Annotated in this window: 22 protein-coding genes and 1 tRNA gene; 6 read left to right on the top strand and 17 right to left on the bottom strand. The window is 71.5% G+C overall.

Going from position 1 to position 21,303, the window contains the following annotated elements; genetic code table 11:
- Positions 1–50: 50 nt before the first annotated feature.
- Both ACIQFY_RS07025 and ACIQFY_RS07020 read right to left on the bottom strand, forming a co-directional pair.
- Positions 51–1,499: a sensor histidine kinase gene (locus ACIQFY_RS07025; protein ID WP_400338999.1), complete on the bottom strand. Its 1,449-nt coding sequence runs from the start codon at positions 1,497–1,499 to the stop codon at positions 51–53.
- Positions 1,496–2,236 carry a response regulator transcription factor gene (locus ACIQFY_RS07020; RefSeq protein WP_400338996.1) on the bottom strand — a complete coding sequence of 247 codons (741 nt, stop codon included), beginning with the start codon at positions 2,234–2,236 and terminating at the stop codon, positions 1,496–1,498. The genes ACIQFY_RS07025 and ACIQFY_RS07020 overlap by 4 nt, the downstream gene beginning before the upstream one ends.
- Before the next feature lie 137 nt (positions 2,237–2,373).
- On the opposite strand from ACIQFY_RS07020, the gene ACIQFY_RS07015 reads away from it, so the two are divergent.
- From ACIQFY_RS07015 to ACIQFY_RS07005, 3 genes are read left to right on the top strand one after another with little or no spacing between them, the layout of a single operon-like run.
- Positions 2,374–3,414: an acyl-CoA dehydrogenase gene (locus tag ACIQFY_RS07015; RefSeq protein WP_400338994.1), complete on the top strand. Its 1,041-nt coding sequence runs from the start codon at positions 2,374–2,376 to the stop codon at positions 3,412–3,414.
- Complete coding sequence (locus ACIQFY_RS07010) at positions 3,411–4,760, top strand: bifunctional PIG-L family deacetylase/class I SAM-dependent methyltransferase (RefSeq protein WP_326495447.1); 1,350 nt, start codon at positions 3,411–3,413, stop codon at positions 4,758–4,760. The genes ACIQFY_RS07015 and ACIQFY_RS07010 overlap by 4 nt, the downstream gene beginning before the upstream one ends.
- On the top strand, positions 4,757–5,488 hold the full coding sequence (locus ACIQFY_RS07005; RefSeq protein WP_326495446.1) for a glycosyltransferase family 2 protein: 732 nt from the start codon (positions 4,757–4,759) through the stop codon (positions 5,486–5,488). The genes ACIQFY_RS07010 and ACIQFY_RS07005 overlap by 4 nt, the downstream gene beginning before the upstream one ends.
- A gap of 50 nt (positions 5,489–5,538) precedes the next feature.
- On the opposite strand, the gene ACIQFY_RS07000 is transcribed toward ACIQFY_RS07005, so the two are convergent.
- From ACIQFY_RS07000 to ACIQFY_RS06975, 6 genes are all read right to left on the bottom strand, one after another.
- The gene (locus ACIQFY_RS07000) at positions 5,539–6,522 is read right to left on the bottom strand and encodes a biopolymer transporter Tol (RefSeq protein ID WP_400338990.1); all 984 of its coding nucleotides are present in this window, start codon (positions 6,520–6,522) and stop codon (positions 5,539–5,541) included.
- Positions 6,523–6,685: 163 nt separating this feature from the next.
- The gene (locus ACIQFY_RS06995) at positions 6,686–7,525 is read right to left on the bottom strand and encodes a carbohydrate ABC transporter permease (protein ID WP_400338988.1); all 840 of its coding nucleotides are present in this window, start codon (positions 7,523–7,525) and stop codon (positions 6,686–6,688) included.
- On the bottom strand, positions 7,518–8,513 hold the full coding sequence (locus ACIQFY_RS06990; RefSeq protein WP_200884102.1) for a carbohydrate ABC transporter permease: 996 nt from the start codon (positions 8,511–8,513) through the stop codon (positions 7,518–7,520). Before ACIQFY_RS06990 ends, ACIQFY_RS06995 begins: the two co-directional genes overlap by 8 nt.
- A gap of 170 nt (positions 8,514–8,683) precedes the next feature.
- Positions 8,684–9,985 (bottom strand): sugar ABC transporter substrate-binding protein, encoded by a 1,302-nt coding sequence (locus tag ACIQFY_RS06985; RefSeq protein WP_066655227.1) that lies wholly within the window; start codon positions 9,983–9,985, stop codon positions 8,684–8,686.
- A gap of 159 nt (positions 9,986–10,144) precedes the next feature.
- Positions 10,145–11,302, bottom strand: a complete 1,158-nt coding sequence (locus ACIQFY_RS06980) for a Gfo/Idh/MocA family protein (RefSeq protein ID WP_400338984.1) — start codon at positions 11,300–11,302, stop codon at positions 10,145–10,147.
- Positions 11,299–12,045 carry a sugar phosphate isomerase/epimerase gene (locus ACIQFY_RS06975; RefSeq protein ID WP_066655229.1) on the bottom strand — a complete coding sequence of 249 codons (747 nt, stop codon included), beginning with the start codon at positions 12,043–12,045 and terminating at the stop codon, positions 11,299–11,301. Before ACIQFY_RS06975 ends, ACIQFY_RS06980 begins: the two co-directional genes overlap by 4 nt.
- A gap of 143 nt (positions 12,046–12,188) precedes the next feature.
- Here ACIQFY_RS06975 and ACIQFY_RS06970 point away from each other — a divergent pair, with 143 nt between their 5' ends.
- Both ACIQFY_RS06970 and ACIQFY_RS06965 read left to right on the top strand, forming a co-directional pair.
- A complete protein-coding gene (locus tag ACIQFY_RS06970) occupies positions 12,189–13,400 on the top strand; it encodes an ROK family transcriptional regulator (RefSeq protein ID WP_066655230.1) in 1,212 nt (403 codons plus the stop codon).
- A gap of 59 nt (positions 13,401–13,459) precedes the next feature.
- Entirely contained in the window at positions 13,460–14,215 is a 756-nt protein-coding gene (locus ACIQFY_RS06965; protein ID WP_400338980.1) for a YqaJ viral recombinase family protein, read from the top strand.
- Here ACIQFY_RS06965 and ACIQFY_RS06960 read toward each other — a convergent pair.
- The 6 genes from ACIQFY_RS06960 to ACIQFY_RS06935 form a co-directional block, all read right to left on the bottom strand.
- Entirely contained in the window at positions 14,212–14,820 is a 609-nt protein-coding gene (locus ACIQFY_RS06960) for a Pr6Pr family membrane protein (protein ID WP_271825253.1), read from the bottom strand. The genes ACIQFY_RS06965 and ACIQFY_RS06960 overlap by 4 nt on opposite strands.
- 84 nt (positions 14,821–14,904) lie before the next feature.
- Entirely contained in the window at positions 14,905–15,594 is a 690-nt protein-coding gene (gene rplA, locus ACIQFY_RS06955; protein ID WP_066655236.1) for a 50S ribosomal protein L1, read from the bottom strand.
- A gap of 84 nt (positions 15,595–15,678) precedes the next feature.
- Positions 15,679–16,110 carry a 50S ribosomal protein L11 gene (gene rplK / locus ACIQFY_RS06950; RefSeq protein ID WP_017888638.1) on the bottom strand — a complete coding sequence of 144 codons (432 nt, stop codon included), beginning with the start codon at positions 16,108–16,110 and terminating at the stop codon, positions 15,679–15,681.
- Positions 16,111–16,232: 122 nt separating this feature from the next.
- Positions 16,233–17,285, bottom strand: coding sequence for a transcription termination/antitermination protein NusG (gene nusG / locus ACIQFY_RS06945; RefSeq protein WP_209685055.1), 1,053 nt, complete (start codon positions 17,283–17,285; stop codon positions 16,233–16,235).
- Positions 17,286–17,431: 146 nt separating this feature from the next.
- Entirely contained in the window at positions 17,432–17,710 is a 279-nt protein-coding gene (secE, locus tag ACIQFY_RS06940) for a preprotein translocase subunit SecE (protein WP_066658449.1), read from the bottom strand.
- Positions 17,711–17,730: 20 nt separating this feature from the next.
- Positions 17,731–17,803: transfer RNA gene (locus tag ACIQFY_RS06935), tRNA-Trp, on the bottom strand.
- A 215-nt stretch (positions 17,804–18,018) separates the two neighbouring features.
- On the opposite strand from ACIQFY_RS06935, the gene ACIQFY_RS06930 reads away from it, so the two are divergent.
- Entirely contained in the window at positions 18,019–19,203 is a 1,185-nt protein-coding gene (locus ACIQFY_RS06930) for a pyridoxal phosphate-dependent aminotransferase (RefSeq protein WP_400339247.1), read from the top strand.
- Positions 19,204–19,320: 117 nt separating this feature from the next.
- Here the strand turns inward: ACIQFY_RS06930 and ACIQFY_RS06925 are convergent, their stop codons facing one another.
- The 3 genes from ACIQFY_RS06925 to ACIQFY_RS06915 are packed head-to-tail and all read right to left on the bottom strand — an operon-like array spanning position 19,321 to position 21,226.
- Positions 19,321–20,358: a UDP-N-acetylmuramate dehydrogenase gene (locus ACIQFY_RS06925; RefSeq protein ID WP_209685269.1), complete on the bottom strand. Its 1,038-nt coding sequence runs from the start codon at positions 20,356–20,358 to the stop codon at positions 19,321–19,323.
- Complete coding sequence (locus ACIQFY_RS06920) at positions 20,355–20,780, bottom strand: MaoC/PaaZ C-terminal domain-containing protein (RefSeq protein WP_400338971.1); 426 nt, start codon at positions 20,778–20,780, stop codon at positions 20,355–20,357. Before ACIQFY_RS06920 ends, ACIQFY_RS06925 begins: the two co-directional genes overlap by 4 nt.
- Complete coding sequence (locus ACIQFY_RS06915; protein WP_251159576.1) at positions 20,777–21,226, bottom strand: MaoC family dehydratase N-terminal domain-containing protein; 450 nt, start codon at positions 21,224–21,226, stop codon at positions 20,777–20,779. The genes ACIQFY_RS06920 and ACIQFY_RS06915 overlap by 4 nt, the downstream gene beginning before the upstream one ends.
- Positions 21,227–21,303 lie beyond the last annotated feature (77 nt).

Here is a 21,303-nt window from a genome sequence, read left to right as displayed (position 1 = left end):
AAGCGCCGGACGGGAGGCGCGGGGCGGCGCCGCCCCGTTCCTCCAGACCGTCAGGCGGTCGGCGTCACCGTGCCGGACGCGACCGCCGGCCGCGTGGCCGGCAGGTGCACCGTGAACACCGTGTCGCCGGGTCGGCTCGTGACCGCGACGCTGCCGCCGTGCGCCTGCACGACCGCGTCGACGATGGCCAGGCCGAGACCGGTCGACCCGGCGCTCCGCGACCGCGAGCTGTCTGCCCGGGCGAACCGTTCGAACAGCTTCGGCAGGAACTCCGGGTCGATGCCCTGCCCGTCGTCGCGCACGGTCAGGTCGACGCCGCCCGCCACGGGTGCGATGCCGACCGTGATGCGGGTCCCCTCCGGGGTGTGCGTCCGCGCGTTCGTCACGAGGTTCACGACCACCTGGTGGAGTCGGGCGGCATCACCGGGCACGACCACGGGTTCGTCCGGCACGTCCACCGCGATGACGTGGTCCGGCGACGCGGCGTGGGCGTCGTTCACCGCGTCGAGCACCAGACCGGTCAGGTCGACGTCGGCGAACTGGACCTCGCGGCCCTCGTCGAGGCGGGCGAGCAGGAGCAGGTCCTCGACCATGCTCGTCATGCGCTCCGACTCCGACTCGATCCGGCTCATGGCGTACACGACGTCCGGCGGCAGGTCGGCGCCCATCCGTCGGGTCAGCTCGGCGTACCCGCGGACCGACGCGAGCGGGGTGCGGAGCTCGTGCGAGGCGTCGGCGACGAACTGCCGGACCTTCTGCTCCGAGCGCTCCCGGGCCTGCATGGCGCCCGCGATGTGTCCGAGCATGCGGTTGAAGGCGGTCCCGACCCGGCCGACCTCCGTCCGGGGGTCGGTGTCGGGGACGCGGACGCCGTCGAGTGCGTCGCTCCGTTCGAGCGGCATCCGGGCGACGGACGACGCGGTCTCGGCCACGCGCTCGAGCGGGCGGAGCGAGCGGCGCACCACGACCGCGGCGACCCCGGTCGCTGCGAGCAGGGCGAGTGCGGTGACCACGAGCACCACGCCGAAGAGCTTCCAGACGCTCTCGTACACGGGCGCCATCGGCAGGCCGACGACGAGGACCGCGGATCCGAGCGACACCGCGGTGACCCGGTAGCGGCCGAGGTCGGTGCCCAGGTCGACGGTCTGGGCCGAGCCGTCGACGGTGACGTCCCCGAGCGGCCGCACGGCGGAGGACGCCAGCCGGTCGACGTCGCCGGCGTTGTCGAGCACGCTGCCGACGACGGCGTTGCCGTTCAGGAAGTAGGCCGTCAACGTGCCGGCCGACTGCCCGCTCGGTCGACCGATCTCGAGCCCGGGGCCGCCCGGTCCCTGCTGCTCGACCGACCGCTGGGCGCGCGTCGTCGCGAACGAGAGCTGCTCGTCGATCGCCGCACGCTGGATCGAGAACAGCGCGATGATGCTGCCCGCCCCGATCACCGTGCTGAGCGCGACGACGATCGCGACGATGCTCAGGACGAGCCGTCGTCGGAGCGTCACGAGGTCGGCTTGATGACGTACCCGACGCCGCGCACCGTGTGGATCATCGGGGTCTCGCCGGCGTCGATCTTCTTGCGCAGGTAGGAGATGTAGATCTCCACGACGGAGCTCTTGCCGCCGAAGTCGTACGACCACACCCGGTCCAGGATCTGCGCCTTGGAGAGCACCCGCCGGGGGTTGCGCATGAGGAAGCGGAGCAGCTCGAACTCGGTCGCCGTGAGCTCGATGGACCGACCGGCGCGGGACACCTCGTACGACTCCTCGTCGAGCACCAGGTCGCCGACGACGATGCGGGACTCACCGGCCTCGGACACCGAGATCTGCGAGCGACGGATGAGCCCACGGAGGCGCGCCACGACCTCCTCGAGGGAGAACGGCTTGGTCACGTAGTCGTCGCCGCCGGCGGTCAACCCGGTGACCCGGTCCTCCACGGAGTCCTTCGCGGTGAGGAACAGCACCGGGGTGTCGTCGTTGTTCTGCCGGAGCCGACCGAGCACCTGCAACCCGTCGAGGTCGGGCATCATCACGTCGAGCACCATCGCGTCGGGCTGCCACTCACGGGCCGTGGCGAGGGCCTGCTGACCGCCGTTCGCGCTCCTGACGTCCCAGCCCTCGTAGCGCAGCGCCATCGACAGCAGGTCGGTGAGGCTGGCCTCGTCGTCCACGACGAGGATGCGCAACGGCGTGCCGTCGGCGCGGGTGAGGCGGGGGGCTGCTGCGGGCTGGGAGATCGTCACGTCAACGAGGATCGGTGTGGTTCCTATGAGCCGTCTGTGGCCCAGCCCTCCTCGTCCTGTGGATCGGCCGACCGGTCCCGGGGCTCGTCGACGCTTCCCGAGCAGCCGCCCGGGCGGTCGCCCGTAGCGTCGGCACCATGCTGCGATCCCCGGCCTGGCCCCCGTCCGTGACGGACGTCGACACCGCGGACGTCGAGGCGGCGGCCGGGAGGACCGGCTCGTCCCCGCAGGACCGGCTCGCCTTCGCACGGTGGCTGGCCGACATCGCTCCGCCCCTGTCCGCAGGATCCGCAGGCGGCGCGTTCGCGGCCCTCGCCGCGGTCGCCGCCGCCGACGTCGCGCTCGCCCGCACCGTCGAACCGCACCTCGACGCGCTCGGCATCCTCGCCCAGGCCGGTTCGGCCGCCCCGGAGGGCTCGACGTGGGGCGTCTTCGCGGCCGAGGCACCGGGGACGACGCTCACCGCGACCCCTGACCCCGCCGCCGGTCCCGACGCCGTCCGGCTCGACGGGACGAAGCCCTGGTGCTCGCTCGCGTCGACGCTCTCGCACGCGCTCGTCACCGCGCACGTCGGTGACGACCGGCAGCTGTTCGCGGTCGACCTGCGACAGGAGGGTGTCACGGCGCACGACGAGGCCTGGGTCGCGCGCGGGATGCCCGACGTCCCGAGCGGCGCGGTCGACTGTGCCGGCGTCCGGGCGACCGCGGTCGGCGCGCCCGGCTGGTACCTCACCCGCCCGGGCTTCGCCTGGGGCGGCATCGGCGTCGCGGCCTGCTGGTGGGGCGGAGCCGTCGGGCTCGCCCGGCTGCTGCGGTCCGCCGCAGCGGGCCGACCCGACGCCGAGCTGCTCCGGGCAGCGCTCGGCGCGACGGTCCTCGACCTCGCCGACGCCGAGGACGCCCTGGCGACCGCCGCCGCCCGGATCGACGCAGCCGGGTCGGACGACGACACCGACTGGTCGCTCGTGGCGCAGGTCACGCGGTCGCGGGTCCGTCGCGCGGTCGACGCCGTGTCGCAGCGCGTCGTCGCGACGCTCGGCCCCGCCCCGCTGACGAGCGACCCCGCGGTCGCCGCACGGGTCGCCGACCTCGGGCTCTACGTGCTGCAGGACCACGGGGAGCGCGACCTCGCCCGGGTCGGACGCATCGTCACCGAACGCGGCGGTGTCGCGTGGTGAGCTTCGACCACCGCGAACCCGGGACCGATCCCGCGGCGTGGACGGCGTTCCTCCGCTCGGTGCCCGCGGTGCCGGTCGACCTGCACGGTGTCGGCTCGGTGGTCGTCGTCGCGCCGCACCCCGACGACGAGACCCTCGGCGCCGGTGGCCTGATCGCGACGGCCGCGGACGCCGGCATCCCCGTCCACGTGCTGCTCGTCACCCGCGGCGAGCGCTCGCACCCGGACTCCCCCACGGTGACACCCGCGGAGCTCGCGCCCCGTCGGGCCGCCGAGTTCCGGGCCGCGCTGCGCGTGCTGCACCCGACGGCCGGCGCGACCGAGCTCGACGTGCCCGACGGCGCGGTGCGGGAACACGTCGACGTGCTGCGCGCCGCACTCGAGCACCGCCTCGCCGGGGGGCCGCGCCCGACGCTCGTCGTCGCGCCCTGGCGCGGGGACGGCCACCGCGACCACCGGATCGCCGGCGAGGTCGCGGAGCAGGTGGTCGACGCGACGCCGGGCACCGACCTGCTCGCGTACCCGGTGTGGGCCTGGCACTGGGACGACCCGGCTGCTCCGACCGCTCCGTGGGACCGGGCCCGCGCGCTCACCCTCGACGCTGACGTCCGTGACCGGAAGGCCCGGGCGCTGGCCGCCTACCCGTCGCAGACGCTGCCGCTGTCGGCAGCGCCTGGGGACGAGGCGATCGTCGACGACCGCCACGCGGCGCACCACCTGCGGATCGAGGAGTGGCTGTTCGCGCCGGTGCGGTCGCGCTCCGGGGACTCCTTCGACGCGCACTACGCGCGGAAGCCCGAGGGGTGGGACTTCGACGGCTCCTGGTACGAGCAACGGAAGCGCGCCGTCACCCTGGCCGCACTCCCCCGCCCCCGCTTCCGGTCGGCGCTCGAGCTCGGCTGCGCGACCGGCGTGCTCACCGCGGCCCTCACCGAGCGCGCGGACGCGGTCCTCGGCACGGACGTCGCTGCCGCCGCGATCGAGCGGGCGGAGCGACGGGCACCGGGCGCCCGGTTCGAGACCGCCGCGTTCCCCGCCGAGTGGCCGGACGGTCGGTGGGACCTGGTGGTGCTCTCCGAGGTCGGCTACTACCTGTCACCGGACGACCTCGACCGCACCGTCGACCGGGTGCTCGAGACGCTCGACGACGACGGCGTGCTCGTCGCCTGCCACTGGCGCCACCCGGACGACGACGCGGTGACCGACGGCGACACGGTGGACGCGCGGCTGGCCGCCCGCTGGCCGCGGCCCGCACTCGTCCGCCACGTCGAGGAGGACTTCGTGCTCAGTGTGCTGCCGGGACCCGCCGTCACCTCGGTCGCCCGGGCCGAGGGGCTCGTCCGGTGAGCGCCACCCGCATCGACGTCGTCGTCCCGGTGCACGACGAGGAGACCTCCGTCCGCGCCGCCCTCGACGCACTGGCGACCGCCGTCACGTCACTCCACGACGCGCACCCGTCGACCCGGGCCTCCGTGACGCTCGTCCTCGACGGCTGCACGGACGGCACGGCCGGCATCGTCGAGACGGCGCGGCAGGCGGACCCCGTGTGGCGGACGGGTCGCCTGCACGTCAGGACCTCGTCGCGCGTCGGCGTGGGTCGCGCGCGGGCACTCGGCACCGCGCACGCGAGGACCCTCGCCCGAGCGACCCCGCCCGGCCGGCACTGGTTCGCGCACACCGACGCCGACTCGCGCGTCCACCCGGACTGGCTCGTGCAGCAGGTGGACGCCCTGCTCGCCGGGGCGCACGTGCTCGTCGGCGCGGTCGTCCCCGACCCGGACGACCTCGACCCCGCGGTGCTCGACCGCTGGCGGGCGGCACACCCGCCCGGGGCGACCCTCGGGCACGTGCACGGCGCGAACCTCGGCGTGCGGGCGGACGCCGACACCGCGTTGGGCGGCTTCGACCCCGTGCCCGAGCACGAGGACGTCCGACTGGTGGACCGGGCACGGGCACTCGGCCTCGACGTCCGGGCGACGACCGAGCTCCCGGTGGTCACGAGCGGACGCTTCGCCGGCCGGACCCCCGGTGGGTACGCGGAGCACCTCCGTCGCACCTACGGCGACGCCGGCTGACCCGCCCCTCCGGACCCCGCCCGCCCCTCCCGTGGGACGGCCCGACGCGCTCAGGAGACGGAGTAGTCGCAGTACGCGAACCAGCGCGAGTCGGGCGACCACGGCGGGACGTTGACCGTGCCCTGGCCGCCGTCGAGCGCGACGAGGGTCTCGGGCACGACGGCGATCCGCGCGCCCCGGGCCAGGACCCCGGGCAGCAGCCGCAGCTCGACCCGGTGGTCGGCGGGGTGCCCCTGCACGCCGGGCTCGTACGACAGGTAGAGCAGGTGCGCGCCGTCCGGGGACAGGTGCGGGAACCAGTTCACGCGGTCGTCGGCGGTGATCTGCACGGGACCGCCCGCACCGCCGTCGCCCACACCGCCGTCGCCCGCAGCGCCGTCGGCCCCGAGCCGGAGCGACGCGAGCTGCGCGGTGCCCGGCGTGAACCGCTCGGTGTTGAACAGGACGGTGGCGCCGTCCGGCGTGATCGCGCTCCCGTCGTCCGGGTGGGGGTCCCGCGTGAGGAAGGTGGTGTCACCGGACACTGCGTCGACGAGGGCGACGTCGGTCGTCCAGACCCCGTCCGGCGTGCGCTCCCCCACGATCGCCGCGAGGGTCGAGCCGTCGGGCGCGATGCCGTGCAGGTAGTACTTCCGGACCACCGGCAGCACCGCGGCGGCGTCGGTGATGCGTGCCGCCGACCCGCCCTCGGGCAACGGGACCCGGTACAGCTCGCCGTCGCGGGCGCTCACCACCACGGAGTCGTCGCCGGCGTCGAGCACGTGGTCGTTGTTGATCTCGTCGACGCCCGGCATCGGCACGCGGACGAGGGCGGTCTCGTCGAGCACCGTGTCGCTGCCCGCCGCCGGCGGGGTCAGGAGCCAGAGGTCCCCGTCGCCGTTCAGCACGAGCGTGCCGTCGTCGCGCACGTTCGGCGCCTCGACGAGCACCCGGTCCGACGAGAACACGAGCCTCGACGTCCGGGTCTCGACGTCGTACACGTGCACCCGGCTGCTCTGCCCCGGCAGCAGCTGCCGTCCTCGCTTCCCCGTCATCTGTCCATCCTGTCGCATCGGACCACGCACCGACGAGACTCGGCCCGGCGGACAGTTCCACGGGCGAAGTCCCGCGAAACTGTCCGCCGAGCCGAGTCCCGGGTAGGCCGGCCGGGCCGGGCCAGCCGGGCCAGCCGGGCCAGCCGAGCCCGGCCGGGAGCGCCTACTTCACCGCACCCGCGGTCAGACCGGCCACGAACTGGCGCTGCACGATGAGGAACGCCACCACGACCGGGATCGAGACGACGAGCGACGCCGCCATGATCTGGTTCCAGTACACGTTCGTCTGCGTGGAGTACTGCTGCAGACCGTTCGCGAGCAGCTGCCCGTCGCCGTTCGTCATCACCGAGGCGAAGAGGACCTCGCCCCACGCGGTCATGAACGAGTAGATGCCGACCGCGACGAGCCCGGGTCGCGCCGAGGGCAGGATGACCCGGAACAGCGCGCCCATCGGGCCGGAGCCGTCGACCATCGCGGCCTCGTCGAGCTCCCGCGGGATCGTCTCGAAGTACCCGGACAGCATCCAGATCGAGAACGGCAGCGTGAACGTCAGGTAGGTGATGATCAGGCCGAGCCACGACCCGACGAGCTGGATGCCGAGCGCGTTGCCGAGGTTCGTGAAGATGAGGAACAGCGGCAGCAGGAACAGCACGCCCGGGAACATCTGGGTGGAGAGCACCGCCGTGGTGAAGGTGCTCTTGCCCTTGAAGTTCCAGCGCGAGACACCGTACGCGCCGAACGTGGCGATGATCAGCGAGAACAGCGTCGCGATCGTGCAGACCACGAGCGAGTTCACGAAGTACTTCGCCAGCGGCACCGTCGACCACATGTCGATGAACGGCTGGAGGGTGATGTTGGTCGGGATCCACGTGAAGTTGTCCTGCACGTCGCCGAGCGGCTTCATCGCCGTGGTGATCATCACGTAGAGCGGGACGACCGTGAACAACGTCAACAGGACGATCGTGACGACCTTGAAGGACTTGGCGCCCATTGTTTCACGCACGGACGGACCTCCGGTTGGTCACGGCCAGGTAGATGCCCGTGACGATGAGCAGGAAGATGAGGAGCAGCACGCTCATCGCGGCGCCGGAACCGAAGTTCCAGGTGATGAACGACGCGTTGTAGATGTGGAAGCTGAGCAGGTCGGCGGCCGGCGGCTGCGCGGTCGAGCCGAACAGCACGTACGGCGTGTTGAAGTCGTTGAACGTCCAGAGGAACATCACGAGCACGAGCGTCACGTTGACCGGGCGGACCATCGGCAGCGTGATGGAGCGCCACTGGCGGAAGGGCTTCGCACCGTCCACCGACGCGGCCTCGTACACGTCGTTCGGCACCGACTGCAGGCCCGCCATGAGCATGAGGAACGCGAACGGCCAGGTCTTCCAGATCGCGACGACGACGACCGAGACGAACGCGTTCGAGCCGATCAGCCAGAACGGTCCCTGCCCACCGAAGAGTCCGAGCTGGTCGACGAGGACGTGGTTCACGGCACCCGAGTCCCGCTGGAACATGAACTTCCAGGTGATGATGCCGGCGTACATCGGCAGCGCGTACGGCACGAGGAAGAGCGTGCGGAAGAGCCCGCGGCCCTTGAAGGGCTTCTGCAGCGCGACCGCCGCAGCCATGCCGAAGGTCCACGCCAGCGCGACGACGATGACCGTGTAGCCGCAGGTGATGAGGAACGAGTTGAGGACGCCCTTGCCGATGGCCTGGTCGAAGTCGATGGCGACCGAGTAGTTCCGCAGCCCGGCGAAGGGCGCGGCTCCCCAGTTCGCGATGAAGTACTTGGTGAGCTGGACGAACGAGATCCAGATGCCGGTGAGCATCGGCACGATGTGGATGAGCAGCTCGAAGAGGACCGCCGGCGCGACGAGCGCGTACGGCAGCCAGTGGCGCTTCGGCTTCCGGCCCGGCTGCGGCCCCGACAGGGTCGGTGCCTTCGTGTGGGTCAGGTCGATGCGCTCGGAGTCGGGCAGGACCGAGGTGGTCATGGGTGGGGGCCTTCCGGCAGGAGGGGGATCGGTGCTTCGCGCGGGTCCGTGGCAGCGGACGGGAGGCGCGGCGTGCGTGAGCCGATGCGCTCACCCCCGGCGCGGGGCCGGGTGTGGAGGGGCGAGGCCCGGGGCGCGTCCTGCGGACGCACCCCGGGCCTCCCGGCCGACTAGCCGACCGACTGCGAGACCTGGTCCTGCGCGGTCTGCAGGGCCGTCTTGATGTCGCTGTCGGACACCGTGCCGCCGGTGGCGATCTTGGCGAACATGTCGTTCATCGCCTTGCCGACGGTCGACTCGAACTGGTCCTCGGCGGGCACCAGCGGGAGCGGCTTCGCCTTGTTGTTGTAGATGTCGAGGAACGTCTTCGTCTGCTCGTCGGAGACCGAGTCGGCAGCCGAGGCGAGCACCGGCAGGGCCGAGTACGGCTTGTCGAGCGTCGTCTGGGTGTCCTCGCTCGTCATGTACTTGACGAACTTCAGCGCACCGTCCTTGTTCTTCGTGTTCTTGAAGACCGACAGGTTGATGCCGGCGGGGAAGGAGGCGATGTCCTTCGCGCCCTCAGGTGCCGGGAAGGGCACCACGCCGAAGTCGTCGGCGGACATGCCGTTCGACGTGATCGTGGCGTTCGCGTTGTTCTGCGTCAGCATCATCGCGGCCTTCTTGTTCGCGAAGTCCGACACCGCCTGCGTGCCGTTGTCGTACTGCGCGTTCGAGGTGTTGACCGCCTTGTCGGACTGCATCAGGTCGAGGTAACGCTTGATGCCGTCGACGTTCGCCTTCTGGGTGAACGTCGGGTTGCCGTCCTCGTCGAACCACTCGCCGCCGTTCTGCGCCGAGTTGATGAAGGCGAAGTGCGCGTTCTCGGTGTACGAGCCACCGGCGATGGTGAAGCCGTACTTGCCGTCGGTGGTGAGCTTCTTCGCGTCGGCGGTCAGCTCCTCCCACGTGGTGGGTGCCTCGAGGCCGGCGTCCTTGAACATCTGCTTGTTGTAGTACAGGCCGTAGGCGAGGCCGTAGAGCGGGACGCTCGTGACGGTCTTGCCCGGAGCACCACCGGTGGACAGGGCGACCTTGCCGAACTTGTCGGCGCCGCCGATCGCCTCCATCTCCGAGTCGCCGAACTCCTGGAAGGCGCCGGTGGCCTGGAGCGACGTCGCCCAGGTGTTGCCGATGTTGACCACGTCCGGGCCCTGGCCCGAGGTGACGGCGGTGGTGATCTTCGTCTGCAGGTCGTTCCAGCCGATGACCTGGAGGTCCACCTTGATCCCGGTCTCCTTGGTGAACTTCTCGAGGACGGGGGTGAGCACCTCCTTGTCGTTCTGCAGGGACGTGCCCTGGTTGGACGCCCAGTACGTGAGCGTCTTCGAGTCGCCGGAGGAACCGGACGACCCGGAGGAGCAGGCCGCCAGGCCGGTCACGGTGAGTGCCGCGGCCGCGGTGATGGCCAGTGCGCGGATGGCAGTGCGCATGACTCTCTACTTTCTCGTCGTTGAGATGGTGCGAAGGGGTGTACGTGTCGGGTGCTGCTGTGTGCGTGCCGGTCGACGTCGCCGTCACCGGCGTGCGGGGTCGTCCCGATGCCCTGCCCGGGTGTGCCGTCGTCCGCGGACGGACGCCGGCGCGTCCGGTCAGGACAGGGTCGACTCCGCGGGGTCCCAGCCCTCGGGGAGGGTCGGGGAGGGTGCGACGGTGCTCTCCACGAGCACCGTCTCACCACGTTCTGCCGCCTCGGCGATGGAGACCATCACGTCGAGGACGTGGAAGGCGAGGTCGCCGGGGACCCGGTTCTCCTCACCCGCACGGAGGGAGCGGGCCAGGTCGACCACGCCCGTCCCCCGCGAGTAGGTGGACCCGACGGCGGGGATCGTCTCGGGCTCGTCGGCGCCGAGCACGTACAGCTCGGTGTCGCCGTCGAAGTCGTTCGGGTCCGGGAACACGACGGTCCCCGTCTCCCCCGCGATCTCGACGAAGCCGGTGCGGCCACGGTCGGACTCGAACGAGAACACGCTCTGCGCGCTCCCGCCGTCCTCGAACTGGATCAGCGCCGAGTGGTTCGTCGGCACGTCGACGGGGAACTCCGTCCCGGCCTGCGGACCCGAGCCGATCGTGCGGGTGGCACGGGACTTCGAGGCGGTGGCGGTGACCTTCGCGACGGGTCCGAACGCCTGCACCAGGGTGGTGATGTAGTACGGGCCGATGTCGAACAGCGGGCCGGCGCCGTCCGCGAACAGGAACTCGGGGCTCGGGTGCCACGACTCCGGGCCGGGGCTCTGGAAGAGCGTCAGACCGTTCAGCGGCGTGCCGATCCGACCGTCGCGGATCGTCCGGAGGGCGGTCTGCAGTCCGGCGCCGAGGAACGTGTCCGGCGCGACGCTGACGGTCCTGCCGGCGGCGCGCGCCGCGTCCCGGAGCTCGGCCGCGCTGGAACGGTCGAGCGCGTAGGGCTTCTCGCCCCAGACGTGCTTGCCCGCGGCGAGGGCGCGGAGGGCGACCTCGACGTGCGCGGCCGGGATGGTCAGGTTCACGACGATCTCGACGTCGTCGTCGGCGAGGAGCTCCTCCACCGATCCCGATCCGGCGACGCCCCACTTCTCGGCCTGGGCGGCGGCACGTGCCTCGTCGATGTCGGCGATGAACCGGACCTCGACGTCGGGGAAGACCGTGAGGTTCGACAGGTACTGGTCGGAGATGACCCCGGCCCCGATGACGCCGACCCCGACCGGGCCGGTGCGGCGCGCGGCGTCGTCGGACTGCTGCGCGCCCGCCGCGGTCGTCGTGTCGGTCATGCGCGGACCCCCTGCAGGAACGTGTACGAGTCGGCGACGGCCTGGAACACGTCGCCCTCGTGGCCGTCGAGCTCGACGACGTGCTGGGCGTCCGGCGCCGCGGCGACGATGTCGCGGATCGGCATGACGCCGTTGCCCACCGCGACCTGCTTCTCGTCGTCGTGCGAGCCGTCGCCGTCCTTGACGTGCAGGAACTGCACCTTGTCGCCGTACTTGCCGAGGATCGCGACCGGGTCGTCGCCACCGACCGTCACCCAGTAGGTGTCGAGCTCGAGGACGACGTCGTCGGACAGCGCGTCGGCGAAGACCTCGTAGGCGCTCACGCCGTCGATGCGGTTCGAGAACTCGAACGCGTGGTTGTGGTAGCCGAGCACGAGTCCGTGGTCGGCGGCGCGGGGAGCCAGTGCGCTGAGTTCGCGGGCGACGGCCTCGACGTCCTCGCGGGTCGTCCAGCGGGCCTCGTCGATGTGCGGGTCGATGAGCGTCCCCAGCCCGACCGTGACGCTGGCGTGGAGGATGCGCTCGAGGTCCTGCTCCCCGGCGTCCAGCAGACGGGCGTGGCCGCTCGGTGCCTGCAGGCCAGCGGCCGCCAGGGCGTCGCGCAGTTCCTCGGCGCGGTCGACGAAGCCGAAGGCCTCGACGTTCGTGTAACCGATGGACGCGATGCGCTGGAGCGTGCCCGGCAGGTCCGCCGAGAGGGCGTCCCGCACCGTGTAGAGCTGGACCGACAGGGGTTGTGTCACCAGGGGTTCTCCTCGTCGAGATGGTGGATCGTCAGTGATCGAGCGTCACACTATGGCCGCTTCTGTCGGCGGTCAAGCAGAAGTTGCGAAGTCCTCGACAGTCTTCGTTGCGTGGCGCGTTCGATGTGTGCTTCACTCCCGACATGATCGACTTCACCCGGACGGCAGCGTCGCCGCCGGTCGGAGCGAGCGAACTCTTCCAGATCCTCCGCGACGGTGTGCCGCGGACCCGGGCGGAGCTCGCCGCCCTGACGGGACTCGCGCGCTCGACGATCGCCGTGCGCCTGGACGCCCTCGTCGACGTGGGGCTCGTGGGCCCCGTGGAGACCGCCGCGTCGACCGGCGGCCGTCCGCCCGCCCAGGTCGCCCTCGTCCCGCGCGCACGCCTCGTCGTGGCCGCCGACCTCGGTGCCTCGCACGGGCGGGTCGCCGTGACCGACCTCGTCGGGGCCCCGCTCGCGACGCGGGAGGCCGCGATCGACATCGCCGCCGGCCCGGTCCCCACCCTCACGTGGCTGGTCGAGACCGTCGACGAACTGCTCGACGAGGTCGGTCGGCGGCGCGACGACGTCGTCGCGATCGGCATCGGCGTCCCCGGCCCGGTCGAGTTCTCCACCGGGCGCCCGGCGAACCCGCCGATCATGCCGGGCTGGGACGGCTTCGACGTCCCCGGATGGTTGCGCGGCCACGTCGCCGCGCACGTGCTGGTCGACAACGACGTGAACATCGCCGCGCTCGGTGAACGGGCGTACGGCTGGCCGGACCTGGACCACCTGTTGTTCGTGAAGGTCGCGACCGGTATCGGCTCGGGCATCGTCTCCGACGGGCAGCTCCGCCGGGGCGCGCAGGGCACCGCGGGCGACATCGGTCACGTGCGCGTGTCCCGCGCGGGCGACGTGCCGTGCCACTGCGGCAACACCGGCTGCCTCGAGGCCGTCGCCTCCGGCCCGGCCATCGCCCGCGCCCTGCGGGCGAAGGGCCACGACGTGCACACCAGCGGCGACGTCATCGACCTGGTGAACCGTTCGGAACTCGACGCGATCGGGGCCGTCCGACAGGCCGGCCGGGACATCGGCGAGGTCCTCGCGACCTGCGTCTCGCTCGTCAACCCGTCCGTGATCACGCTCGGCGGCTCCATCACCCGTGCCGGGGAGCACCTGCTCGCCGGTGTCCGCGAGGTCGTCTACGCCCGCTCGATGCCCCTCGCCACCGAGCACCTCGTGATCGCGCAGTCCCGTGCGGGCTCCGTCGCCGCACTGCAGGGCGCAGCCGTGCTCGCCCTCGACTACGCGCTCTCCCCCGCCGGCGTCGACGAGCTCGTCGCCCCCGCCGAGGGCCGTCAGCTCGTCTCCTGAGGGCGGACGCCGCGCGCGTCGGTTCGCGCCGTGTCGGCCCGCGGGGTGACAATCGTCCGGTGACGATCGTGCAGCCCACCCTGTGGGGCGACCTGGACCCCGGTCTGGAGGCCCTCCCCGCCTCCGCCGCGCCGGCCACGTCCGCCGTCCGGGCGGCTGCACGCGACGCTGCTCCCGTCGGTCGTCCTGCCGACGGCACACGATCCGTGCCCGGTGGCCACGATGCGTTCACCGCGCTCCGCGGGCACACCGAGCGGATCGTCGCGCACTCGTCCGACCGGGTGGCGTGGCTCCGCGCCCGCGCGATGGGCATCACCGCGACCGACGTCGCACGGCTCGCGTCGCTGCGCGCGGTCGAGACCGTCGTCGCCGAGAAGCGGTACGGCTCCCGGTTCTCGGGCAACGCCTGGACCGAGCACGGCAAGGACCGCGAGCCCGTGATCGCCGCCTGGGTCGCGGCCACGCACGGCATCGAGCCGTCGGCCCACCTCTTCCACGCGAGCACGAACCGCGCGCACCTGGCGACCCCCGACGGCGTCGGCCACGACGCGTCCGACCGACTCGTGCTCGCCGAGATCAAGACCACGGGCAAGGGCTGGCGGAGCATCCCCCGGCACTACCTGCGCCAGGTCTGGTGGCAGCAGTACGTCCTGGGGGCCGACCGCACCCTGTTCGTGTGGGAGCGCCACGACGACTTCGTGCCCGTCGCCGACGAACCCGAGTGCCGGTGGGTGGACCGCGACGACGACCAGATCCGCGGGCTCGTCCAGCTCGCGGACCTCGTGCTCGACAAGCTCCGGACGTTCCGGGTCTAGACCCGCAGCAGACGCAGCCGGCTCATCCCCACCACGAGGATCCCCATGAGCCCGATGAACACCGCGACGCCGAGGCAGTACAGCGCCACCACGCCGTAGCCCTGCGCAGGGTCCAGGAACGGGTACGGGACCCACCCGTCGGTCGCGCCGCGGACGAGCACCACGACGAGCCAGACCGCCGGGTAGACCAGGAACCACCAGACGTGCCGGAGGAGCAGCCGCGCCCGGTCGGAGAACACCAGCCAGTCGAGCACGGCGTACAGCGGGACCACCTTGTGCAGCACGTCGTTCGACCACGGCACCGTGTTCGACACCGAGGCCCCGACGAGCAGCGTGTTGTAGACGACGCCCGTCGTGGCGATGTACACCGTCGCCGCACCCCGGAACCCGGTGAGCAGCAGGTTGCTGCGCTGCCGTCGCGCTGCTGCCACCAGGGTCAGTGCGAAGGCCACCGCGACGATGATGTTCGACTGGATCGTGAAGTAACCGAAGAAGTTCCAGAAGAGGTAGTCCGGCGTCCGGGAGGTCACGAGCCACTGCGCGAGGACCGCAGCGACGACCGCGATCACGGCGACGAGCCGGAGGGAGTTCACGAGGGTCCGCACGAGGCCACGGTATCCGGTCGGACCCCCGGGAACGCAGGAGGACCCGCACCGATCGGTGCGGGTCCTCTTGGCCTGATCAGTCGATCAGATGGCGTTGACGTCGAGCGGGATGCCCGGTCCGAACGTCGTCGAGACGGCGCCCTTCATGATGTAGCGGCCCTTCGACGCGGACGGCTTGAGGCGGACGATCTCCTCGAGCGCGGCCGAGATGTTCTCGTCGAGCTGCTCCGGCGTGAACGAGGCCTTGCCGACGACGAAGTGCACGTTGGCGTGCTTGTCGACGCGGAACTCGATCTTGCCGCCCTTGATGTCGTTGACGGCCTGCGCCACGTTCGGGGTCACGGTGCCGGTCTTCGGGTTGGGCATGAGGCCACGCGGGCCGAGCACCTTGCCGAGACGACCGACCTTGCCCATGAGCTCCGGCGTCGCGACGGCGGAGTCGAACGCGGTGTAGCCCTCGGCCACCTTCGCGATGAGCTCGTCGCCACCGACCTCGTCGGCACCGGCGGCGATGGCGGCCTCGGCCGCAGCGCCCACGGCGAAGACGATGACGCGGGCGGTCTTGCCCGTGCCGTGCGGCAGGATGACCGTGCCGCGGACCATCTGGTCGGCCTTGCGCGGGTCGACGCCGAGCTTCAGCGCGACCTCGACCGTGGAGTCGGTCTTCGCCGAGCCGGTCTCCTTCGCGAGGGCGACTGCCTCGGTCGGGGTGTAGAACTTGTCGGCCTCGATCTTCGCGGCCGCGGCCTGGTAGGCCTTGGACTTCTTCGCCATGGTGTTCTCCTCAGGAGCTACGTGGTTGACGAGCCGGCGAGGCTCTCCCACGGAAAGGGGTCGGGGTGTGTGGGGCGCTGAGGCTTACGCCTCGACCGTGATGCCCATCGAACGAGCGGTGCCGGCGATGATCTTCGCGGCCTGCTCGATGTCGTTGGCGTTCAGGTCGGCCTGCTTGGTCTCGGCGATCTGACGGACCTGGTCCATCGAGATCTTCGCGACCTTGACCGTGTGCGGGGTCGAGGACCCCTTCTGCACACCCGCGGCCTTCTTGATCAGCTCTGCGGCCGGCGGGGTCTTGAGGACGAACGTGAACGAACGGTCCTCGTAGACGGTGATCTCGACCGGCACGACGTTCCCGCGCTGCGACTCGGTCGCGGCGTTGTACGCCTTGCAGAACTCCATGATGTTCACGCCGTGCTGACCGAGCGCAGGACCGATCGGCGGGGCCGGGTTGGCGGCGCCCGCGTTGATCTGCAGCTTGATGAGGCCCGTGACCTTCTTCTTCGGTGCCATGTTGTGCTTCCTCCTGGAATCGAACGCACGGGGATCCGTGCACTCTCCCGCTGGCCCGGCGGATCCGGACCGCGGTGAAGCCCCGCATGCCACAGCACGCGGGGCCAAACCTCAGTAGCTTACTACAGCTTGGTGACCTGGTCGAAGCTGAGCTCGACCGGGGTCTCGCGCTCGAACAGCGAGACGAGGACGGTGAGCTTGCCGCTCTCCGGCTTGATCTCGGAGATCGAACCCGGCAGGCCCGCGAACGAGCCTTCCTTGATGGTGATCGTCTCGCCGATCTCGAAGTCGACCTCGGCCTGCGGCTGCGCCTGTGCGGCACCGCCGGACTTCGCGCCACCCTTGGTCGGTGCGGCCTCGGCGACCTGCACGAGCGACTTCAGCATGCCGAACGCCTCGTCGAAGCGGAGCGGCGTCGGGTTGTGGGCGTTGCCGACGAAGCCGGTGACACCGGGGGTGTGGCGGACGACCGACCACGAGTCCTCGTTGAGGTCCATGCGGACGAGCACGTACGAGGGGATCCGGACGCGGGTGACCAGCTTGCGCTGCCCATTCTTGATCTCGACGACGTCCTCCATCGGGACCTCGACCTGGTAGATCGAGTCCTCCATCGACATCGAGATCATGCGGTTCTCGATGTTCGACTTCACGCGGCGCTCGAAGCCCGCGTAGGAGTGGATGACGTACCACTTGCCCGGCTTCATCCGCAGTTCGGCCTTGAAGGCGTCGTACGGGTCGACCTCGGCGGGCTCGTCGTCGACCTCGTCGGCGTCGAGGGCCTCGTCCGCGGCGAGCGTCTCGTTCGCCTCGGCTGCGGAGGCGTCCTCGAGCTCGGTCTCCTCCTCGTCCTCGACCGCCTCGACGGCGGCCTCGGCCTCGTCGGCGGAGTCGATGTCGAGCGCGTCGTCGACGACGGCGTCGGCCTCGGGGTCGCGGGACTCGGCCAGCGCCGTGAGCGCCTCGTCGATGGAGGTGTCCACCGTGCCGTCGTCCGGCTCGTCGCTCGTCCCGAGGGACTCGGCGTCCTCGTCCTCGACGGAGATCGCACGCTCCTCGGCGGACTCGACCGAACGGCCCTCGGCGGTCTCGACGTCGCCTTCCTGGTTCTCCTCGACCTCGGAGGACTGCTCGGCAGCCGTGGCGAGGTCGATGTCGTCGCGGGAGTAGTCAGACACTGCGGTTCTTTCCGTTCGGTGGTGCGGATCGGGTGAGTGGCCGGAGCGGTTCGCGTCCGTCGCCGTCTCGGGCGACCGTACTCCTGTCGGGGTCCGGCCAGGTGAACGGACGCAGCAGACCAGCCGTCAGGCCGGTCGGCGACGGGTCAGGCCGTGGGACCGTTGCCGAAGACGTAACCGACGCCGAGACCGAAGACGAAGTCGAGGATCGACACCAGGATCATCATCACGACGACGAAGACGAGCACGACGCCGGTGTAGCTGAAGAGCTCCTTACGGGTCGGCGTGACGACCTTGCGGAGTTCGCCGATGACCTGGCGGATGAAGAGGACGACGGCAGCGATCGGGCCACCACGCTGAGCACGGTCGGCCTTGGCCTTCGCGACGACGTCGTCCGCCGTCGTCTCCATGTCCTTGCTCGCCACCTTCACACCTTCCAGACTTGCAGGGCGGACAGGACTCGAACCTGCAACCTGCGGTTTTGGAGACCGCTGCTCTACCAATTGAGCCACCGCCCTGTAGGGGTCGGAACCCCCTGGGGCACGTCCCGTCACCGTTCCGTGCGCCGGTGGTCGAGTGTACGGGAGTCCGTCACACGCTGTCCACTCGGCCGCTCCCCCCGGCGTGCCGCGCCGGTAGGCTGGCGGCCGTGAGCACCGCAGCCCCCGGCCCCGAGTCCACCGCCCCCGAGACCGCGACGGACTCCGTCGCCGCGACCTCCGACCGTCCGCGCATCGCGTCGCGCATCGCCGCGATCGCCGAGTCCGCGACGCTCAAGGTCGATGCGAAGGCCAAGGCGCTCAAGGCCGCCGGTCGTCCGGTGATCTCGTTCGCGGCGGGCGAGCCGGACTTCGCGACGCCGCAGCACGTGGTCGACGCCGCCGTCCTGGCCGTCCAGGACCCCGCGAACCACCGCTACACGCCGGCGACGGGCCTGCCCGAGCTCAAGCGGGCGATCGCCGAGAAGACCGCTCGCGAGTCCGGCGTCACCGTCGACCCGTCGCAGGTCATCGTCACCAACGGCGGGAAGCAGGCCGTCTACCAGGCCTTCCAGACCATCGTGGACGAGGGCGACGAGGTCCTGCTGCCCGCTCCCTACTGGACCACCTACCCCGAGGCGATCCGCCTGGCCGGGGGCACCCCGGTCGAGGTCTTCGCGGGCAGCGACCAGGACTACCTCGTCACGGTCGAGCAGCTCGAGGCAGCGCGCACGCCGAAGACCAAGGCGCTGCTGTTCTGCTCCCCCTCGAACCCCACCGGCTCGGTGTACTCGGCCGAGCAGACGAAGGCCATCGGCGAGTGGGCGCTCGAGCACGGCATCTGGGTGGTCAGCGACGAGATCTACCAGGACCTGGTCTACGACGACGTCGCCTTCACGGGCATCCTCGACGCGGTGCCGGCCCTCGCCGACACCACGATCCTCGTCAACGGCGTCGCGAAGACGTACGCCATGACCGGGTGGCGCGTCGGGTGGTCCATCGGCCCGGCCGACGCCGTGAAGGCCGCGTCCAACCTGCAGTCGCACCTGTCGTCGAACGTGGCGAACGTGTCGCAGCGTGCCGCGATCGCAGCCCTCACCGGCCCGCAGGAGCCCGTCGCGGCGATGCGCGAGGCGTTCGACCGCCGCCGTCGCGCCATCGTCGAGGGGCTCAACGCGATCCCGGGCTTCGTCACCCCGACCCCGAAGGGCGCCTTCTACGTCTACCCCGACGTCACGGCGCTCCTCGGCCGCGAGTGGGCGGGTTCGACCCCGACGACCACGCTCGAGCTCGCGGACCTGATCCTCGAGCACGCCGAGGTCGCGGTCGTCCCGGGCGAGGCCTTCGGCCCCTCCGGCTACATCCGGATGTCCTACGCGCTCGGCGACGACGACATCGCCGAGGGCGTCCGGCGCCTGGCGGCGTTCTTCTCCGCGTAGCCCCCTCCGCAGCACGCAACGTGGGCGGTTCCCCGCAGCGCTGACCGCTGCGCGGAGCCGCCCACGTTGCGTCTCGCGAGACTGCGACGGCCGGGAGGCGCGGCGTCCGTCCGGTGGTCAGCTCGCGCCGAGCAGGTCCCCCACCACGACCGGCTCCGGGACCAGCGAGACGCCGAAGCGGTTCAGGACGGTCACCTGGACGTACCGCGCGAGCTCGGCGACCTGGGCTGCGGTGGCACCCCCGCGGTTGGTCAGCGCCAGGGTGTGCTTCGACGAGATCGCGGCGTGCGACCCGGGGACCGCGTACCCGCGGTGCACCCCCGCGTGCTCGATGAGCCACGCGGCGCTGAGCTTCACGTCCTCGCCGGCCGGCCAACGAGGGGCCTCCGGCGGCAGCGTCTCGGCGAACCCGGCCGACACGATGGGGTTCGTGAAGAACGAGCCGGCGCTCCACGTGTCCGGGTCGGCATCGTCGAGCACCATCCCCTTGGACGACCGCAGGCGCAGCACCGTCGTCCGGATGGTCATCGGGTCGACCGGGGTGCCGAGCTCGACGCCGAGCGAGCCGGCCAGCTGGGCGTAGCGGACGGGCACGCCCTCGTCCACGGTGGCGCCGAGGCGGAACTCGACCGTCAGCACCACGCCTCGTCGCCCGTGCTTGAGCGTCGAGGTGCGGTAGCCGAGCGCCAGCTCGGCCGCGTCCACCCACGCGCGTTCCCCCGTCGACGCGTCGAGGAACTCGATGCGGGAGAGCACGTCGGAGAGCTCGACCCCGTAGGCGCCGATGTTCTGCACGGGGGCGGCACCGACCGTGCCCGGGATGCCGCTGAGGGCCTCCAGGCCGGTCCAACCGTTCTCGACGGTCGTCGCGACGAACCGGTCCCACGGTTCGCCGGCCGCGACGCGGACGGTGACGCCGTCCTCGTCGGGCTCGGCGTCGACACCGCGCGTCCGGACGAGCACGACGGTGCCGGCGAAGCCGTCGTCGGCGACGAGCAGGTTGCTGCCGCCACCGACGACGAGCCACTCGTCGTCCTGCCACGCGGTGTGCGCGTGCGCGACGAGCTCGTCGGTCGTGTCCGCGACCAGGAGCGTCGCCGCAGGACCTCCGACGCGGAACGTGGTGAGGTCGGCCAGTCGCGTCGACACGGTCAGCGGAACACCACCGTGACCTGCGCCTTGCCGAGCACGGTCTGCCCGGCGGCGGTCACGGTGAGGTCGATGCGCTGCGGACGCCCCTGGTCGTCGACGGTGCCGACCTTCGCGACGACGTCGACGGTCGCGCCCTGCTCGGGGTCGACGACGACCGGGCGGGTGAATCGGACGCCGTAGCGCTGGACCCAGCCGCGGTCGCCGAGCCACTCGGCGACGGGCTGGACGGCGAGCCCCATCGTCAGCATGCCGTGCGCGAGCACGCCGGGGAGCCCGACGGAGGCGGCGACGTCGTCGCGGTAGTGGATCGGGTTGAAGTCGCCCGAGGCACCGGCGTAGCGGACGAGCGCGTCGCGGGTGAGGTGGACCTCGCGCTCGGCGACGACGGTGCCGACCTCGAGCGCGGTGGCGGGTGCGGTGGTCATGCGTCGTCTCCTCGGACCACGAGGGTGGAGGTCGCGGTGACGACGTGCTCCCCCGAGGCGTCCTGCATCGTGCTCTCGGCGGTCACCATGGCGTTGCCGCCGAGGGTCTTCACGCTGGTGACGGTGAGCGTGGCGGTCAGCTCGTCGCCCGCGACGATCGGCCGGTCGTAGGTGAAGGACTGCTCACCGTGCACGACTCGGGAGAAGTCGATGCCGGCGTCCGGCTCGGCCAGGAGCTGGGCGAGCGTCGCCTCCTGCACGACGACGGCGAAGGTCGGCGGGGCGACCACGTCGGTGTAGCCGGCGGCGCGGGCGGCGTCGGGCTCGTGGTGGACCGGGTTCGTCGCGAACACGGCGCGCGAGAACTCGCGCACCTTCTCACGACCGACCAGGTAGGGCTGGGCCGGCGGGAACGTCCTGCCGACGAGCTCGGGGTTCACTGACACGCGTGGGAGTCTACCGAGCACGCTCGACACACGCCCTCTCCCTGAGCATGCATCGGCTATGCTCGCCGCACGGTGTC

The organism is Curtobacterium sp. NPDC092190 (assembly GCF_044755625.1).
Classification (GTDB): Bacteria; Actinomycetota; Actinomycetes; order Actinomycetales; family Microbacteriaceae; genus Curtobacterium.
Note: the sequence above shows the minus strand (reverse complement) of the source record. Positions and strands in the feature narration are given on the sequence as shown.